Source organism: Streptococcus oralis (assembly GCF_004127215.1).
Lineage (GTDB): Bacteria > Bacillota > Bacilli > Lactobacillales > Streptococcaceae > Streptococcus > Streptococcus oralis_BD.
Window position 1 is genome coordinate 48,340 of sequence record NZ_QEWJ01000011.1, and the last position, 19,579, is coordinate 67,918.

The 19,579-nt window shown below is 40.1% G+C and carries 14 protein-coding genes; 12 read left to right on the forward strand and 2 right to left on the reverse strand.

The genetic code is table 11. The features are described 5' to 3' along the window. Position 1: 1 nt before the first annotated feature. Entirely contained in the window at positions 2-811 is an 810-nt protein-coding gene (locus DF216_RS08545) for an MBL fold metallo-hydrolase (RefSeq protein ID WP_129326572.1), read from the forward strand. 33 nt (positions 812-844) lie between these two features. Here the strand turns inward: DF216_RS08545 and DF216_RS08550 are convergent, their stop codons facing one another. Both DF216_RS08550 and DF216_RS08555 read right to left on the reverse strand, forming a co-directional pair. After that, positions 845-1,192, reverse strand: coding sequence for a PedC/BrcD family bacteriocin maturation disulfide isomerase (locus DF216_RS08550; protein WP_129326573.1), 348 nt, complete (start codon positions 1,190-1,192; stop codon positions 845-847). Between the two features lie 111 nt (positions 1,193-1,303). Then, complete coding sequence (locus DF216_RS08555; protein ID WP_129326574.1) at positions 1,304-3,022, reverse strand: phospho-sugar mutase; 1,719 nt, start codon at positions 3,020-3,022, stop codon at positions 1,304-1,306. Positions 3,023-3,406: 384 nt separating this feature from the next. On the opposite strand from DF216_RS08555, the gene DF216_RS08560 reads away from it, so the two are divergent. The 11 genes from DF216_RS08560 to glgA all read left to right on the forward strand — a co-directional run bounded on the left by DF216_RS08560 (position 3,407) and on the right by glgA (position 19,528). Beyond that, the gene (locus DF216_RS08560; RefSeq protein WP_129326575.1) at positions 3,407-4,561 is read left to right on the forward strand and encodes a DUF4352 domain-containing protein; all 1,155 of its coding nucleotides are present in this window, start codon (positions 3,407-3,409) and stop codon (positions 4,559-4,561) included. Between the two features lie 77 nt (positions 4,562-4,638). After that, positions 4,639-6,540, forward strand: a complete 1,902-nt coding sequence (locus tag DF216_RS08565) for an ABC-F family ATP-binding cassette domain-containing protein (protein WP_129326576.1) — start codon at positions 4,639-4,641, stop codon at positions 6,538-6,540. A 1-nt stretch (position 6,541) separates the two neighbouring features. Continuing rightward, positions 6,542-7,405 (forward strand): XRE/MutR family transcriptional regulator, encoded by an 864-nt coding sequence (locus tag DF216_RS08570; protein ID WP_129326577.1) that lies wholly within the window; start codon positions 6,542-6,544, stop codon positions 7,403-7,405. Between the two features lie 79 nt (positions 7,406-7,484). Next, positions 7,485-8,663 (forward strand): MFS transporter, encoded by a 1,179-nt coding sequence (locus DF216_RS08575; RefSeq protein ID WP_125827101.1) that lies wholly within the window; start codon positions 7,485-7,487, stop codon positions 8,661-8,663. A gap of 91 nt (positions 8,664-8,754) precedes the next feature. Beyond that, entirely contained in the window at positions 8,755-10,713 is a 1,959-nt protein-coding gene (gene ligA, locus DF216_RS08580; RefSeq protein ID WP_129326578.1) for an NAD-dependent DNA ligase LigA, read from the forward strand. A 154-nt stretch (positions 10,714-10,867) separates the two neighbouring features. After that, complete coding sequence (pulA, locus tag DF216_RS08585) at positions 10,868-13,150, forward strand: type I pullulanase (RefSeq protein WP_129326579.1); 2,283 nt, start codon at positions 10,868-10,870, stop codon at positions 13,148-13,150. Between the two features lie 33 nt (positions 13,151-13,183). Then, on the forward strand, positions 13,184-13,636 hold the full coding sequence (locus tag DF216_RS08590) for a hypothetical protein (RefSeq protein ID WP_084972430.1): 453 nt from the start codon (positions 13,184-13,186) through the stop codon (positions 13,634-13,636). 272 nt (positions 13,637-13,908) lie between these two features. Next, the gene (gene glgB, locus DF216_RS08595; protein WP_129326580.1) at positions 13,909-15,837 is read left to right on the forward strand and encodes a 1,4-alpha-glucan branching protein GlgB; all 1,929 of its coding nucleotides are present in this window, start codon (positions 13,909-13,911) and stop codon (positions 15,835-15,837) included. Continuing rightward, positions 15,827-16,969 carry a glucose-1-phosphate adenylyltransferase gene (locus DF216_RS08600; RefSeq protein WP_129326581.1) on the forward strand — a complete coding sequence of 381 codons (1,143 nt, stop codon included), beginning with the start codon at positions 15,827-15,829 and terminating at the stop codon, positions 16,967-16,969. Before glgB ends, DF216_RS08600 begins: the two co-directional genes overlap by 11 nt. Continuing rightward, the gene (gene glgD / locus DF216_RS08605; protein WP_129326582.1) at positions 16,959-18,098 is read left to right on the forward strand and encodes a glucose-1-phosphate adenylyltransferase subunit GlgD; all 1,140 of its coding nucleotides are present in this window, start codon (positions 16,959-16,961) and stop codon (positions 18,096-18,098) included. Before DF216_RS08600 ends, glgD begins: the two co-directional genes overlap by 11 nt. Then, positions 18,095-19,528: a glycogen synthase GlgA gene (gene glgA / locus DF216_RS08610; RefSeq protein WP_129326583.1), complete on the forward strand. Its 1,434-nt coding sequence runs from the start codon at positions 18,095-18,097 to the stop codon at positions 19,526-19,528. Before glgD ends, glgA begins: the two co-directional genes overlap by 4 nt. Positions 19,529-19,579: the final 51 nt, after the last annotated feature.

Below are 19,579 nucleotides of genomic sequence, written 5' to 3' on the forward strand. Positions count from 1 at the left end.
AATGAGTGAGGTAGGCTTTAAATATAGTATTTTAGCATCAGGTTCCAGTGGAAATTCCTTTTATCTGGAAACGCCAAAAAAGAAAATTTTAGTGGATGCAGGCTTGTCGGGTAAGAAAATTACCAGTCTCTTGAGTGAAATCAATCGTAAACCTGAAGATTTGGATGCGATTTTGATTACGCATGAACATTCGGATCATATCCATGGAGTGGGAGTTCTAGCTCGCAAATATGGTATGGACCTTTACGCCAATGAGAAAACTTGGCAGGCTATGGAAAATAGCAAGTACCTCGGTAAGGTGGATTCATCGCAGAAACACATTTTTGAAATGGGAAAAACCAAAACTTTTGGTGATATCGACATCGAGAGTTTTGGGGTTAGTCATGATGCCGCAGCACCCCAGTTTTATCGCTTTATGAAAGACGACAAGAGTTTTGTCATGTTGACCGATACAGGTTATGTTAGTGATCGTATGGCAGGAATTGTCGAAAATGCAGACGGTTATCTCATTGAGTCCAACCATGATGTGGAAATCTTGAGAGCAGGTTCTTACGCTTGGCGTCTCAAACAGCGAATCCTATCGGATCTCGGTCACCTCTCTAACGAGGATGGCGCTGAGGCCATGATTCGTGCCATGGGAAATCGAACCAAGAAAATCTACCTTGGCCACTTGTCCAAAGAGAACAATATCAAGGAGCTGGCTCATATGACCATGGTCAATCAGCTAGCCCAAGCCGATCTGGGAGTAGGCGTTGACTTTAAGGTTTACGACACTTCCCCAGATACCGCAACACCATTGACAGATATATAAAAAAGAAGGCGAGTGCCTTCTTTTTTATATATTTTACAATCCTGCAAATTCTTTGATTTCTTGTGCTGACATTGAAGAGTCGCAACGGACAGTGATTTGACCATCAGCAACATGAACGAATCCCGGAACAGTTGGGATTCCATAGCGTGAGCGGAATTCTTGTAACTCATTGAGTTGGCTTGGTTCTTCACTATTGATAAAGTAGATGTGTGCTTTGGTTTCAGCTACGACACCTGCTAATGTACCAGCAAATTTACGGCAGTAAGGGCAAGTTTTGCGACCGATAAAGAAGGTTGCAGTTTCTTTTTTATCAAGAGCTTCTTGCGCACGCGCAACTGTAGTGACTTCAAGGTCTTTGATATTATCTAAAAATTGTTCCATGAGATTACCTCGCTTTCATTGATATGTCTAGTATGCCATAAAGTTTCTAAAATTGCTTAGATTTGATACGAAAAAAAGATGAGATTGGTTTGTCTCATCTTTTATAGGATTTTATTTTACAAAAGCATTGATTTCTGCTTCGATGTTAGCAATCTTAGCTTGTGATTCTTCGTTTGTTTCCCCTACAACTGCAATGTAGAACTTGATTTTTGGTTCTGTCCCTGAAGGGCGAACGGCAATCCATGAACCGTCAGCAAGTGTGTATTTCAAAACATCACTTGGAGGTGTTGTCAAGTTTGTAACAGTTCCGTCAGCAGCAGTAGCTGTTTGAGCTTTGAAGTCTTCTACGACAGTGATAGCTGTTGCATTCCATTCTTTTGGAGCATTGTTACGGAATTTAGCCATAATCGCTTTGATTTGTTCTGCACCATCGACACCTGAAAGGGTAACAGAGATAGTCTTTTCTGCGTAGTAGCCGTACTCTTTGTAGATTTCTTCGATGCCGTCAGCAAGAGTCAAACCACGTGAACGGTAGTAGGCAGCAAGTTCAGCAACGACAAGAACGGCTTGGATAGCGTCTTTATCACGTACGAATGGTTTGATCAAGTATCCGAAGCTTTCTTCAAACCCCATCATGTAGGTATGATTGTGTTTTTCTTCGAATTCTTGAATCTTTTCAGCGATAAATTTGAAACCAGTCAAAACGTTGAACATGGTTACGCCGTAGCTCTCAGCAATCTTGGTTACCAAGTCGGTTGATACAATAGACTTGCAGAGAGCTGCATTCTCAGGAAGAGTTCCAGCGTTTTTATGGGCTTCCAAGATGTATTTAGCCATGATGGCACCGATTTGGTTACCTGAGAGGTTGAGGTAGCTGCCATCTTTTTGAAGAACTTCAACACCGACACGGTCAGCGTCTGGGTCAGTTGCGACAAGCACATCAGCACCAGCTTTGCGTCCGAGTTCTTCAGCAAGGGCAAAGGCTGCTTGGCTTTCTGGGTTTGGAGATTTCACAGTTGAGAAGTCAGGGTCAGCTGTTGCTTGTGCTTCAACGACTTGAACTGAGTCAAATCCTGCTTGGGCAAGAGCACGACGAGCCAACATTTCTCCAGTACCGTGAAGTGGTGTGTAGACAATCTTCATGTCTTTACCGAATTCTTCAATCAAGGCTGGGTTGATGTTCACATCTTTGACTTCTTTAAGGTATTCTACATCGACAGCTTCACCAATGACTTCAATCAAGCCAGAAGTTTTTTCAGCTTCCACATCAGCAACTTCAACAGTAAATGGGTTTTCGATTGCACGGATATAAGTTGTCAAAGCATCTGCATCGTGAGGAGGCATTTGTCCACCGTCTTCACCGTAAACCTTGTAACCGTTAAATGGTGCAGGGTTGTGGCTGGCAGTGATCATAATACCTGCGAAACAGTTGAGGTGACGAACTGCAAATGAGAGTTCTGGAGTCGGACGAAGGCTTTCAAAAACGTAAGATTTGATACCGTGTTTTGCAAGAACTGCAGCAGATTCAAAGGCAAATTCTGGGGAGAAGTGACGGCTATCGTAGGCAATTGCCACACCGCGTTCTTTTTCATTTCCACCTTTTGACTCAATCAAACGAGCCAAACCTTCAGTTGCTTGACGAACAACATAGATATTGATACGGTTAGTACCAGCACCAATCAAGCCCCGCATACCAGCAGTACCAAATTCAAGATTGGTATAGAAGGCGTCTTCCTTTGTTTTTTCGTCCATATTGTTTAAGTCTTGACGAAGATAGTCTGGTAAATCAGCAAAATCAAGCCATTTTTGATAATTTTCTTGGTAAGTCATTGAGCGTCTCCTTTATTGTAAATTGTTTTAATCGGTCTCATTATACCATGATTTAGGATTTTAGTAAAACGTTAGCATAGGCGCTATTATTCGAATCGAGCATTTTTGATCTACTTAAAAAAGAATAAACAACAGTTTAAAACTAATCGGTTTCAAATTGAATTCCTAATAAGTTTAGAAGAATATTTAGAAAAATTTTCAAAGAATAAATGTGACTTTCTACTGATTTTCCTAGAGGATACTTGCATACATCAAATAATTTTTGAAAAAATTTAAGCTAAAATTCTATAATTTTAAGATTTTTTTTAAAGTGTTCGGTTTCTGTTTTGAATTTTACTATCTCTATGGTAGAATATAATAAATAATAAAAGGAGATATTCTATTATGAAAAAAATTCTTAAGCATTCTGCTTTGCTGGTATCAGCTTTAGCACTTGTTGCTTGTGGATCAACAAAAAAAGCAAGTGACAATGGTACTGCGTCAAACTCTAACTTTGAAGTATCCATAAAAGATGGTATGTATGTTTTGCCTAAAGATGAGGATTCATCTTCAAAATACCTTGCTCTTCAAGTAGAAATCAAAAACAATCGTGATAAACAGTTTAGTTTCACTAGTCGCGATATTACCCTTTATAATGAAAAAGATGAAAAAGTAGAACCAATCCAAATCTATGAGAGCGATAGTAAAACTAAGTTTATGTCATATGGAGACAAACTTTCTAAAGGAAAGAGCGTTGCTGGTTATGTTGTTTATGAAGTAGACAAAGATGCTAAATATGAGCTTCATTTTGCCCCTAGCTTCTACGAAGATATTAAAGAAAACTCTAAGAAAAATAATGACGTAGCTATCAAAGTTGATCCAAGTAAGTACGAAGATCATATTGATGAAGCTAAAGATGTAATGAAAAAATACGTCGATGCAGTTTACCTTAATGGAGAAAGCTCAGGTGGTGGAACGAACTTAAGCACATCTGATAACAAGGCTCAAGTCGTATCCCTTGCAGATGATAAAAAATCTTCTGATAGCGATGCTGAATTCACAAACGATGTGAAGGCTGACAGAGAAGAGTTCATCAAGAAATTTACAGAGTCATTCGGAAAAGGTTTCCATAACTATAAACCTTCTGATGCAGAACTTCGAACATTCGCAGAAGCTTATATCAAAGCTAATGCAAAACGAGCAAAAATTGATTACAAAGTGAAAGCCTACTTACCAGACTATGCTGTTATCTATGTAAGACCAGAAACAATTGACTTAGATAACTTGAATGTTTATGAATTAAGCCGTAAATTCTACGAAGAAAACAAAGGTAAATATAGCAACTACTCAGAAGCTATGAAAGCTGGTGAAAAATACATTTTAGAAAATGCACCGAGTCAATTTGATTCAACTCCTCTAGATACTAGTGATAACATGAAAAAAGAGGGTTATGAAATTAAAATGACTAAGAAAGATGGGAAATGGACCATCGATACCTCTTCTAAAAACTATGAATTGAAAGATATGGCTCGCACATTCCGTGGAGGCATTGGATACTAAGATGAAAGGTTCGAGTTTATGACTCGAACTTTTTTCCTTGCATTGTGCAAAAGTGAAAAAGATAGTAAAATAGATGTATGATTATTTTACAAGCCAATAAAATTGAACGTTCTTTTGCAGGAGAGGTTCTTTTTGATAATATCAATCTGCAAGTTGATGAACGAGACCGCATTGCTCTAGTTGGAAGAAATGGGGCAGGTAAGTCTACTCTTTTGAAGATTTTGGTTGGGGAAGAGGAGCCGACCAGTGGAGAAATCAATAAGAAAAAAGATGTTTCTCTGTCTTACCTAGCCCAAGATAGCCGTTTTGAGTCTGAAAATACCATTTATGATGAAATGCTCCATGTTTTTGATGACCTGCGTCGGACAGAGAAACAATTGCGTCAGATGGAGCTAGAGATGGGAGAAAAGTCTGGTGATGATTTGGATAAACTGATGTCAGATTACGACCGCTTATCTGAAAATTTTCGCCAAGCAGGTGGTTTTACCTATGAAGCTGATATCCGAGCGATTTTGAATGGATTCAAGTTTGACGAGTCTATGTGGCAGATGAAAATTGCTGAGCTTTCAGGTGGTCAAAATACTCGCCTGGCTCTTGCTAAAATGCTCCTCGAAAAGCCAAATCTCTTGGTCTTGGATGAGCCAACAAACCATTTGGACATTGAAACGATAGCCTGGTTGGAGAATTACTTGGTAAACTATAGCGGTGCTCTCATTATTGTCAGCCACGACCGCTATTTCTTGGATAAGGTTGCAACAATCACGCTCGATTTGACCAAACATTCCTTGGATCGTTATGTGGGGAATTACTCTCATTTTGTTGAGCTGAAAGAACAAAAGCTAGCTACTGAGGCAAAAAACTATGAAAAGCAACAGAAGGAAATCGCTGCTCTGGAAGACTTTGTCAATCGCAATCTAGTACGAGCTTCGACAACCAAACGTGCCCAATCTCGTCGTAAGCAACTGGAAAAAATGGAGCGTTTGGACAAGCCGGAAGCTGGAAAGAAATCAGCTAATATGACCTTTCAGTCTGAGAAGACGTCGGGTAATCTTGTCCTGACTGTTGAAAATGCGGCCATTGGTTATGATGGGGAAATATTGTCAGAACCTATCAATCTAGACCTTCGTAAGATGAACGCCGTTGCGATTGTCGGACCAAATGGGATTGGGAAATCAACCTTTATCAAGTCAATCGTTGATCAGATTCCCTTTATCAAAGGCGAGAAGCGTTTTGGTGCCAATGTTGAGGTTGGTTACTACGATCAAACTCAAAGCAAGTTAACACCTAGTAATAGTGTTCTGGATGAACTCTGGAATGACTTTAAATTGACACCAGAGGTTGAAATCCGTAACCGCCTTGGTGCCTTCCTCTTCTCTGGTGATGATGTTAAGAAATCAGTTGGAATGCTGTCTGGTGGTGAACGCGCTCGTTTGTTACTTGCTAAACTGTCTATGGAAAACAACAACTTCCTGATACTTGATGAGCCAACCAACCACTTGGATATTGACAGTAAGGAAGTGCTAGAAAATGCCTTGATAGACTTTGACGGAACCCTTCTATTTGTCAGCCACGACCGTTACTTTATCAATCGTGTGGCAACTCATGTTTTGGAATTGTCCGAAAATGGTTCGACCCTCTATCTAGGAGACTATGACTACTATGTTGAGAAGAAGGCAGAAGTAGAAGCGAGTCAGACAGAGGAAGCTCCAACTAGCAATCAAACAAAAGAAGCAAGTCCAGTTAATGACTATCAAGCTCAGAAAGAAAGTCAGAAAGAAGCTCGCAAACTCATGCGTCAAATCGAGAGTTTAGAGACTGAAATCGAAACTTTAGAAAGCCAAAGTCAAGCTATTTCTGAACAAATGTTGGAAACCAACGATGCAGAAAAACTCATGGAGTTGCAGGCTGAACTGGACAAAATTAGCCATCGTCAGGAAGAGGCTATGCTTGAGTGGGAAGAATTATCGGAGCAGGTGTAAAATGAATCATCTTGGAAAGGTATTTCGTGAATTTCGAACAAGTAGAAACTATTCTTTAAAGGAGGCGGCAGGTGAGTCCTGTTCAACCTCCCAGTTATCTCGATTTGAGCTTGGGGAGTCTGATCTAGCAGTTTCACGTTTCTTTGAGATTCTGGATAATATTCATGTGACCATAGAAAATTTCATGGATAAGGCTAGGGATTTCCATTATCATGAACATGTTGCCATGATGGGACAAATTGTGCCCCTTTACTATTCAAATGATATTGCAGGTTTTCAAAAGCTTCAAGAAGAACAACTTGAAAAGGCTAAGAGTTCGACAAATCCCCTCTATTTTGAGCTGAACTGGATTTTGCTACAAGGTCTGATTTGTCAAAGAGATTCGAGTTATGAGATGAAGCAGGATGATTTGGATAAGGTAGCAGATTATCTCTTCAAAACAGAAGAATGGACCATGTATGAGTTGATCCTTTTTGGTAATCTCTATACTTTCTACAATGTGGACTATGTGGCTCGGATTGGTAGAGAAGTCATGGAACGAGAGGAGTACTATAAAGAAATTGGTCGCCATCGAAAACTCGTTTTGATTTTAGCTCTTAACTGTTACCAGCATTGTTTGGAAAACCGTTCCTTTACGGATGCGGACTATTTCGAGGGTTATGTAGAGAAGCTGATTGGAAATGGCATCAAGCTTTATGAGCGCAATATCTTTCATTATCTCAAAGGTTTTGCTCTTTATCAAAGAGGCCTGAAAGAAGAAGGTTGTAACCAGATGCAGGAAGCTATGCATATCTTTGAAGTGCTTGGACTTCCAGAGCAAGTGGCTTATTATCAGGAACATTATGAAAAATTTGTAAAAAATTAAATTTCCCAAATAAGGGAATAGTAGAGTAACTCCTTTCAGTTTTGATACAATAGTTTCAAAATTTGAGAGGAGTTTTTATATGAATCGACATGCAGTACAGTTGATTAGCCGTGGTGCTATTAATAAAATTGGAAATATGCTCTATGACTATGGAAATAGTGTTTGGTTGGCGTCCATGGGGACTATCGGACAGACAGTTTTAGGAATGTATCAGATTTCTGAACTCGTCACATCTATTCTCGTAAATCCCTTTGGTGGGGTGATTTCAGATCGCTTTTCGCGTCGCAAAATTTTAATGACGACTGACTTGATTTGCGGCATTCTCTGTTTAGCTATTTCTTTCATCAGAAATGATAGCTTGATGATCGCTGCCTTGATTTCTGCCAATATTGTTCAGGCTATTGCTTTTGCCTTTTCTAGACCTGCAAATAAGGCCATTATCACAGAATTGGTAGAGAAGGATGAACTGGTCCTCTACAATTCTCGTTTGGAGTTGGTCTTGCAGGTTGTCAGTGTGAGTTCTCCTGTACTTTCTTTTCTGGTCTTACAATTTGCAAGTCTCCATCTGACGCTCTTACTAGATGCTTTGACTTTTTTTATAGCATTTGTTCTAGTGGCCTTACTTCCAAAAGAAGAACCAATGGTTCAAGATAAGAAACCTTTTACTGGTAAAGATATTTTTGCGGATATCAAAGATGGCTTGCACTATATCTGGCATCAAAAAGAGATTTTCTTTCTCCTGTTAGTGGCTTCCAGCGTTAATTTCTTTTTTGCGGCTTTTGAGTTTTTGCTTCCTTTTTCAAATAAACTATATGGAGTAGAAGGAGCTTATGCGACTATCTTAACCATGGGTGCGATTGGCTCAATTATAGGAGCACTGATAGCAAATAAATTTAAATCAAGTATGAATACACTTTTGTTCTTATTGATTTTAACAGGGGTAGGGGTTTTCATGATGGGTTTGCCACTGCCCAATATTTTAACCTTTTCTGGAAACCTGATTTGTGAACTCTTTATGACGATTTTTAATATTCACTTCTTTACACAGGTACAGACCAAGATTGATGGAGAATATCTGGGTAGAGTATTAAGTACAATTTTTACTTTAGCAATTCTATTTATGCCAATTGCAAAAGGCTTTATGACAGTGCTGCCAAGTGTGCATCTCTCTTCTTTCCTGATAATCGGAAGTGGAGTTGTTTTCTTGTCTTGTATATCTCTCATTTATGTTCAAAATCGTTTTGAAAAAGAGGTATAAATCCCCTTGCCTTAAAAAAATATTTCACTATTAATTATTTTTCGGTCCTTCTCCATTGTGAGGAGGGCTTTGTTTGTGGTAAAATGGTTTTATGAATAAAAGAATGAATGAGTTAGTTGCCTTACTCAACCGCTATGCGAGCGAGTACTATACGAGTGACAATCCCTCGGTTTCAGATAGCGAGTACGATCGCCTCTACCGAGAGTTGGTCGAGTTGGAAGCTGCCTATCCAGATCAAGTTTTAGCAGACAGTCCAACCCATCGTGTTGGTGGTAAGGTTTTAGATGGTTTTGAGAAATACAGTCATCAGTATCCTCTTTATAGTTTGCAGGATGCTTTTTCACGTGAAGAGTTAGAAGCTTTTGATGCGCGTGTTCGCAAGGAGTTACCCCATCCCACCTATATCTGTGAGCTAAAAATCGATGGTTTGTCTATCTCTCTTACCTATGAGAAGGGGATTTTGATCGCTGGGGCGACTCGTGGTGATGGTTCTATTGGTGAGAATATCACTGAAAATCTCAAGCGCGTCAAGGATATTCCTTTGACCTTGCCAGAAAAACTTGATATTACCGTTCGTGGGGAGTGTTACATGCCTCGTGCGTCCTTTGATCTGGTCAACCAAGCTCGCCAAGAAAATGGAGAGCCTGAATTTGCCAATCCTCGTAATGCAGCAGCAGGAACCCTTCGTCAGTTAGATACAGCAGTAGTTGCTAAGCGCAATCTTGCAACTTTCCTCTATCAAGAAGCTAGTCCTTCTACTCGTGATAGCCAAGAAAAGGTTTTGAAGCATCTTGAACAGCTTGGTTTTGTGGTCAATCCTAAGCGAATTCTGGCTGAAAATATAGATGAAATCTGGGGTTTTATCCAAGAAGTAGGGCAGGAACGGGAGAATCTCCCTTATGATATCGATGGGGTGGTAATTAAGGTCAATGACTTAGCAGGTCAAGAAGAACTCGGTTTTACAGTTAAAGCGCCTAAGTGGGCAGTGGCCTACAAATTTCCTGCTGAGGAAAAAGAAGCTCAACTCCTGTCAGTTGACTGGACAGTAGGCCGTACGGGTGTTGTGACTCCAACTGCAAATCTGACACCTGTTCAGCTTGCTGGTACAACTGTTAGCCGTGCGACCCTGCACAATGTGGACTATATTGCTGAAAAAGATATCCGCAAAGACGATACAGTTATCGTATATAAGGCTGGGGACATCATTCCTGCTGTTTTGCGTGTGGTAGAGTCTAAGCGTGTTTCTGAAGAAAAACTAGATATTCCGACTAATTGTCCAAGTTGTGACAGTCAGTTGCTTCATTTTGAAGATGAAGTGGCCCTCCGTTGTATCAATCCGCGTTGCCCTGCCCAAATCATGGAAGGCTTGATTCACTTTGCCTCTCGAGATGCCATGAATATTACAGGGCTTGGTCCATCTATCGTTGAAAAGCTTTTTGCTGCAAATCTAGTCAAGGATGTGGCAGATATTTACCGTTTGAAAGAAGAAGATTTCCTCCTTTTAGAGGGCGTCAAGAAAAAGTCAGCCTCAAAACTGTATCAGGCTATTCAAGCGTCTAAGGAAAACTCTGCTGAAAAGCTCTTGTTTGGCTTGGGAATTCGCCATGTCGGAAGTAAGGCTAGTCAGCTCTTGCTCCAACATTTCCACTCTATTGAAAACTTGGCTCAAGCTGATCCAGAAGAAGTGGCAAGTATCGAAAGCTTGGGAAGCGTAATCGCCAAAAGTCTTCAGACCTTTTTTGCTACCGAAGGATCTAAAATTCTCTTAGATGAATTGAAAGAAGCAGGGGTCAATCTGGACTACAAAGGACAGACGGTAGTAGCAGATGCAGCCCTGTCGGGTTTGACCGTTGTACTGACAGGAAAATTGGAACGTCTCAAACGCTCAGAAGCAAAAAGCAAACTCGAAAGTCTAGGAGCTAAGGTAACCGGCAGCGTATCCAAGAAAACAGATCTAGTCGTAGCAGGTGCGGATGCAGGAAGTAAACTCCAAAAAGCTCAAGAACTTGGTATCGAAGTTCGAGATGAAGCATGGTTGGAAAGTTTGTAAAGAATAGTAGCAAGCTAGGTGTTAGATAATCTGAAACTGTCTCTCCTGAAGTGTTTTTACATAGATTAAGTCTATTGTCAGTCAAACATTCAATCGCTGAATCTATCAGCTCTATATAAAAAATGTAAATTGAAATTAGAAATTAGGAAAAGAAATGTATAATTACCCTGTAGTCATCCATTTTCATCGAAAAAATGGGGATTATGCGGCCTGTTCATTTAGTAGTAAACAGGCGGACAATGTTGAAAAATTGTATTATGAGAATGACTTTTTTGGAGCAAAATTTTCCTTTACGGTCACAAGTCAAGAAAAGTTAGAAAACCTGAAGTTTTCTGTCGAGTTTGATGGGAAAGTTAAGGAATATCCCGTGCGTTATAACTACTATCCGCTTCTGACTGAAGTTTGGATTTTAGAGGGCGACGAGACGGTTTATTATTCTGAAAACCCAGCCATTGCTAGTCCTTACTACAAAGATCAAAATCCATTTGCTTTTGATAAAGCAATCCATAGCGCTAGTTTTGATCACCACTGGGGTTACCAAGGAGAACTAGGTTATAGCCTTTCAGATTATCAGACAAGCTTTAAACTTTGGGCTCCTACGGCTACATCTGTACAGGTGGTTGTCTATGAAAATACCAGCAACGATGCGCCGGTTTGGAAAACCTTTAATCTAGAGCGTGGGAATAGCTATTCATATAGCCATAAGTACAATACTATTGGGGTTTGGAGTCTAGATTTAGATGAGAATCTTGCTGGCAAGGCTTATCAGTATCAGATTGACTTTCCTCACCACCAGACTTTGACGAGAGATCCTTACACGATTGCCACAAGTCCTGACGGAAAACGTTCCGTAATTCTTTCTCATCAAGACAGACAAGTAGAAGGATTTGAGGTCAAACATGGAACAGAAGCTCCTTGGCGTTTGGAAAATCCATGTAAAGCAGTTATCTGTGAAATGCATATCCGAGATCTAACCAAATCTCCAACATCTGGAGTGGCAAAGCATCTCCGTGGAACCTTTCTTGGTGCTGCGCAGACTGGAACGACTAACCAATTCGGCCAAGCAACCGCCTTTGACTATATTAAAGACCTTGGCTGCAACTATGTTCAACTTCAGCCTATCTTTGATCGCCATAAGGAATACGATGAGGATGGAAATGTAACCTATAACTGGGGTTATGACCCTCAAAACTACAATGCACCAGAACCAAGTTTTTCTAGTAATCCAGATGATCCTGGACAAGTTATTCGAGACCTCAAGACCATGATTCAGGCTTATCATAACGCTGGAATCGGTGTCATTATGGATGTCGTTTACAACCATACCTTTTCAATAGTTGACGCACCTTTCCAAACAACTGTTCCTGATTATTACTATCGTATGAATCCAGATGGAACCTTCCAAAACGGCACAGGAGTAGGAAATGAAACCGCGAGCGAACACGAAATGTTCCGTAAGTATATGATTGACTCTATCCTATACTGGGTGAAAGAATACAATGTTGATGGCTTCCGTTTTGACTTAATGGGTATTCATGATGTCAAAACCATGCAGGCAATTCGTTGGGCACTTGATGAGGTTGATCCACGTATTATTACCTATGGAGAAGGCTGGGATATGGGAACAGGTCTTGCACCATATGATAAGGCCAAGAAGGACAACGCCTACCAGATGCCAAATATTGGATTCTTCAATGATGATCAGCGTGATGCGGTTAAAGGAGGAGAAGTTTATGGAGCAATCAAATCAGGATTTGTAAGTGGTGCAGCCACCGAACCAATTATTGCCAAGGCCATTCTTGGTAGCCGAGAATTGGGTTCCTATCTTAGTCCAAACCAAGTCCTTAACTACGTGGAAGCCCATGATAATTACAACTTGCATGATTTGTTAGCAACTCTCCATCCTGATCAGAGTGCCGACCAGATTATGCGCAAGGTTGAGACAGCGACAGCTATGAACCTTCTTATGCAAGGGATGTCCTTTATGGAAATTGGTCAAGAGTTTGGTCGAACTAAGTTGGTTCCGACAGGCGAACATGGAGAACTCACTCCAGCAGACCGAGAACGAGCTATGAATAGTTACAACGCTCCTGACAGTGTTAACCAAGTCAACTGGGATCTGATTAATGAACGCCAAGAGAGCATTGACTTTGTCCGTCAGATTATTCGACTGAAAACACAGACTAGCGCCTTTTCTTATCCTACATACGAAGAAGTTTACCGTCATGTCTTTGTCCATACTGCTGCAGAAAATAGCGGATGGATCGTTTACGAGATTCACGGGGGACCAGAACATCTATTGGTCGTATTCAATGCCAAGGGAACTTCCTTCTACTTTGAAAATGCAGGAAATCTTGAAATGCTTGTGACAAATAGTCGTTCGAAACAAGAAAATGTCATTGATGATATTAGTGTTGCGATTTTAACTGTTTTATAAGAAAATATGAAATTGATAAAAAGGAGATTGCATATGAAAAAGATGAAGAACATAATCCTACCTTTATTTTTGGCATTTCTATCAGTTGTCCTAGTAGCATGTTCTGCTAATAAGGATAATGGTACTTATCTTTATGAACCAACAAAAGAAGAAATTAGCAAATTAGTTACAGGATCAGGTCTTTCTAAAGAAAATTTTGTATCCTTACTTGGAGACGATTTTAAACTTTCTCTTTCATTGACAATTGACGGTGATAAGGGTGTTTTAACATTCGAAAGCAATGTTGCAGGTGTTAAAAATAATCAGAACTATGATTTAAAGGTAAACCAAGCTAAAAAGACACTCCAACCAGCTACAGGAGGCACAGAAGTTCCCTACAAAATTTCTGGAGATGAATTGATGATTGACCTATCAAGTGTGGATAGTCGGGAAGCTGCAAATCTGACCTTACTAAAAAATGTTGTATTTAAACGCCAAAATAAATAATCTACAAAATCAGGAAAAGTTTTTCCTGATTTTATTTTCACCAAAAAATCAGTTGGAAATTGAAAAATACCGAATGTTTTGTTATCATAATAAAAAAATATATGTAAATTGTTCTATTTTGTAAAATAAATGAAAGCTTCATACAAGGTTAAGATAATTTTTCCAAAATTTTCAGGATATTTTTTAAGAAATTCCGTAAACTGCTTGAAAGTTCTTTTAAAAGATAGTATAATAGACATATAGAAAACGCTTACATTGAGAAAGGGGATTGGATGAATAATCAAGAAGCATTGAGAACCTTTACTACTGGAGAAAATTTTCATCTTCAGCACTATCTAGGAGCACATAAAGAGGAAAAAGACGGAGAAATTGGTTTTACTTTCCGTGTTTGGGCGCCTAACGCTCAGGCTGTGCACTTAGTTGGTGATTTCACTAACTGGACAGAGCACCAAATTCCTATGGTACGGAATGAGTCGGGTGTTTGGGAAGTCTTTACGAGCCAAGCTCAGGAAGGTCAGATTTATAAATATCATATCACGCGTGCAAATGGTCATCAGATTATGAAGATTGACCCATTGGCAGTCCGTTTTGAGGCTCGTCCAGAGACGGGAGCTATCCTGACTGACATACCAGACAAGAAATGGAAAGACGGGCTTTGGCTAGCGCGTCGCAAGCGTCTGGGATTTTTTGAGAGACCAGTCAATATTTATGAAGCCCACGCTGGATCTTGGAAGAGAAATCCAGATGGCAGTCCATACAGTTTTGCACAACTTAAGGAGGAGTTGATTCCTTATCTTGTTGAGATGAACTACACTCACATCGAGTTTATGCCTTTAATGGCTCACCCGCTTGGATTGAGTTGGGGCTACCAACTTATGGGTTACTTTGCCATGGAGCATTCTTATGGGCGACCAGAGGAATTCCAAGATTTCGTTGAAGAATGCCATTTAAATAACATCGGTGTCATTGTAGACTGGGTTCCTGGTCACTTCACTATTAATGATGATGCCTTGGCGTATTATGACGGGACACCAACTTTTGAATACCAAGACCATAATAAGGCTCATAACTATGGTTGGGGGGCTCTGAATTTTGACCTCGGGAAAAATGAGGTCCAGTCTTTCTTGATTTCTAGCATTAAATTCTGGATTGATTTTTATCATTTAGATGGTATTCGAGTTGACGCAGTTAGCAATATGCTCTATTTAGACTACGATAATGCTCCATGGACTCCAAATAAAGATGGGGGGAATCTTAACTACGAGGGCTATTACTTCCTTCAACGGTTGAACACTGTGATCAAGTTAGCTCATCCAGATATCATGATGATTGCAGAAGAAAGTTCTTCAGCAACAAAGATAACCGGTATGAAAGAAATGGGTGGCCTTGGATTCGACTATAAATGGAATATGGGTTGGATGAACGATATTCTCCGTTTCTACGAGGAAGACCCAATTTATCGCAAGTATGACTTTAATCTTGTGACTTTCAGCTTTATGTATGTTTTCAATGAAAACTACCTCTTACCATTTTCACATGACGAAGTCGTTCATGGCAAGAAGAGTATGATGCACAAGATGTGGGGAGATCGATACAATCAATTTGCAGGTCTGCGCAATCTTTACACCTATCAAATTTGCCACCCAGGTAAGAAATTGCTCTTTATGGGCAGTGAGTACGGGCAATTCTTAGAATGGAAGTCTGAGGAACAGTTGGAATGGTCTAATCTAGAAGATCCAATGAATGCGAAGATGAAGCATTTCACTTCTCAACTGAATCAATTCTATAAAGAACATCGCTGTCTTTGGGAAATTGATACTAGTTATGACGGCATAGAGATTATCGATGCAGATAATAGAGATCAGAGTGTTCTCTCCTTTATTCGTAAGGGCAAGAAGGGCGAAATGTTAGTCTGTGTCTTTAATATGGCACCAGTTGAACGAAAAGACTTTACAATCGGACTTCCTGTCGCAGGAGTTTATGAAGAAGTTTGGAATACAGAATTAGAAGAATGGGGAGGAGTGTGGAAAGAGCACAACCAAACGGTTCAAACTCAAGAAGGATTATGGAAGGATTATAAGCAGACCTTGACCTTTACCCTGCCAGCTATGGGAGCAAGTATCTGGAAGATTAAACGCCGCTTGAAACCAACTAAAACTGTCACAAATAAAACCCAAAAAGGAGTAGAAAATGAAGAATGAAATGCTAGCTTTGATTCTTGCTGGTGGGCAAGGAACACGTCTCGGAAAACTCACTCAAAGCATCGCTAAACCAGCAGTGCAATTCGGTGGGCGCTACCGCATCATTGACTTTGCGCTTTCAAACTGTGCTAACTCTGGGATTCATAATGTCGGTGTTATTACGCAGTATCAACCTCTTGCCTTGAACAACCATATTGGAAATGGTTCTAGCTGGGGCTTGGATGGTATTAGTTCAGGGGTCTCAATCCTGCAACCTTATTCCGCTAGTGAAGGAAATCGTTGGTTTGAAGGGACTAGTCACGCTATCTACCAAAATATCGACTACATTGATAGTGTTAATCCTGAGTTTGTTCTGATTCTTTCAGGTGACCACATCTACAAGATGGACTATGACGATATGCTTCAGTCTCATAAGGATAACAATGCCAGTTTGACAGTAGCTGTTCTAGATGTGCCTCTCAAAGAAGCTAGTCGTTTTGGTATCATGAATACAGATGCCAACAATCGTATTGTTGAATTTGAAGAAAAACCTGCACAACCTAAGTCTACCAAGGCTTCTATGGGGATTTATATCTTTGACTGGAAACGTCTCCGCAATATGCTTGTTGCTGCTGAAAAGAGCAACGTTGATATGTCAGACTTCGGTAAGAACGTTATTCCTAACTACCTTGAGTCTGGTGAGAGTGTCTATGCCTATGAATTTAGTGGTTACTGGAAAGATGTTGGTACTATCGAGTCACTCTGGGAAGCGAATATGGAGTACATTTCACCAGAAAATGCATTGGATAGCCGCAATCGTCAATGGAAAATTTACTCACGAAACTTGATTTCACCTCCAAACTATTTTGGAGAGCACGCACATGTAGAAGATTCATTGGTTGTGGATGGCTGTTTTGTAGATGGAACGGTCAAACGTTCGATTCTTTCAACAGAAGCGCAGGTTCGTGAAGGAGCAGAAGTCCTTGATTCTGTCATTATGAGCGGCGCTGTTATTGGTCACGGTGCAAAAATTACACGTGCCATTATTGGTGAAGGTGCAATTGTTTCTGATGGTGTTGTGATTGACGGAACTGACGAAGTGCAAGTAGTAGGATACAATGAAGTAGTGGGGGTAGCAACAGATGAAGATTGATAAATATTCAGCCATTCTAGGAAATACAGTTGGTTTTCACGATATGTCAACATTGACAGAAAATCGTCCAGTAGCTAGTCTGCCTTTTGGTGGGAAATACCGTCTGATCGACTTTCCACTTTCTAGTCTTGCTAATGCAGGTGTTCGTAGTATCTTTGGTATTTTCCAACAAGACAATATTAGTTCAGTATTTGACCACATTCGTTCAGGGCGCGAATGGGGCTTGTCAACTCTTCTAAGTCACTACTATCTAGGGATTTACAATACTCGAGTAGAAAGCAGTACCGTTGGAAAAGAGTATTATCAACAGCTCCTTACTTACTTGAAACGTTCTGGCTCAAACCAAACTGTTTCCCTTAACTGCGATGTCTTGATTAACATTGATTTGAATCAAGTTTTCCATCTGCACAGTACCACTAAGGGTCCTATCACTGTTGTCTATAAAAAATTGCCTAAGAAAGATATTTCAGATGTTAATGCTATCTTAGACATTGACGAAACAGACCATGTCCTCTCCCACAAGCTTTTTGATAGCAAGGCAACGGATGAACTTTTCAATATGTCTACAGACATCTTTGTCGTTGATACACCATGGTTGATTGAACGACTTGAAGAAGAAGCTCAGAAAGAACATCCAGAAAAATTGCGCTATGTTCTACGCGATTTGGCTGTAAAAGAAGGAGCTTTTGCTTACGAATACACAGGCTACTTAGCTAATATTCACTCTGTTCAGTCCTATTATCAAGCAAATATTGATATGCTTGAATCTAAAAAATTCTACTCACTCTTCTCACCAAATCAAAAGATTTATACAAAAGTTAAAAATGAAGAACCAACCTACTATGCGAATACTTCAAAAGTAAGTACTTCCCAGTTTGCTTCTGGTAGTATCATTGAGGGTGAAGTAGTTCAGTCAGTCCTATCTCGTAATATTTATGTTCACAAAGATAGTGTGGTGAAACACAGTATTCTCTTCCCTCGAGTTGTCATTGGCCAAGGCGCCCAGGTAGAATATGCCATCTTGGATAAGGGGGTTGAAGTTGCTGAAGGTGTTGTGATTCGAGGAACTGCTGAACACCCAGTCGTAGTCAAGAAAGGCGAAAAAGTAACAGAGGATATTCATTCATGAAAATTTTATTTGTAGCAGCAGAGGGTGCACCCTTTTCAAAAACAGGTGGTTTGGGAGACGTTATTGGCGCTCTTCCCAAATCACTGGTAAAGGCAGGGCATGAAGTTGCTGTTTTCCTACCCTACTATGATATGGTGGAGGCTAAGTTTGGTGATCAGATTGAGGATGTTCTTCATTTTGAAGTGAGTGTGGGATGGCGCAGACAGTACTGTGGTATTAAGAAAACAGTCTTAAATGGTGTTACCTTCTACTTCATTGATAATCAGTATTATTTCTTCCGTGGTCATGTTTACGGAGATTTTGACGATGGTGAACGCTTTGCCTTTTTCCAACTGGCTGCTCTAGAAGCAATGGAACGGATTGACTTTATCCCTGACCTTCTCCATGTCCATGACTACCATACGGCCATGATTCCATTTTTGTTAAAAGAAAAATACCATTGGATTCAGGCATATCAAGGAATCAGAACCGTTTTAACTATTCATAATTTGGAATTCCAAGGTCAGTTTTCTGAAGGAATGTTGTGGGATTTGTTCGGTGTCGGCTTTGAACGCTACGCTGATGGCACCCTTCGCTGGAATGATTGTCTCAACTGGATGAAAGCAGGCATTCTGTACGCGGATCGTGTCTCAACCGTATCGCCTAGCTATGCGCATGAGATTATGACCAGTCAGTTTGGTTGTGGTTTGGACCAGATTCTTCGCATGGAGTCAGGTAAGGTTTCAGGTATTGTCAATGGTATCGACGCAGACCTTTATAATCCTCAAACAGACCCGCTTTTAGACTATCATTTTGATAAGGAAGATTTGTCTGGAAAAGCAGAAAACAAAGCAAAATTGCAAGAGAGAGTTGGTCTACCTGTGCGAGCAGATGTGCCACTAGTTGGGATTGTTTCTCGTTTGACAAGACAAAAAGGCTTTGATGTTGTTGTGGAAAGCTTGCATCGTTTCTTACAAGAGGACGTTCAAATTGTCCTTTTAGGAACAGGTGATCCAGCATTTGAACATTCCTTCTCTTGGTTTGCTCAAGTCTATCCAGATAAGCTATCAGCAAATATCACTTTTGATGTCAAACTTGCTCAAGAAATCTACGCAGCTTGTGACCTCTTCCTCATGCCAAGCCGTTTTGAACCATGTGGCTTGTCTCAAATGATGGCTATGCGCTATGGAACTCTACCATTGGTTCATGAAGTGGGTGGACTAAGAGATACTGTTCAATCCTATAATCCGATCGAAGGAACTGGTACTGGATTTAGCTTTAACAATTTAACACCATATTGGCTTAACTGGAGTTTCCAAACAGCCTTGGATGTTTATAAGAATCAGCCAGACGTATGGAGAAATCTACAAAAACAAGCTATGGAATGTGATTTCTCATGGGATACAGCCTGCAAATCTTATCTTGATTTGTACCATAGTTTAGTCAACTAATAGATAAAATCGTATGATTCTTTCATACGATTTTTGGGCTGTTTAGAAAAG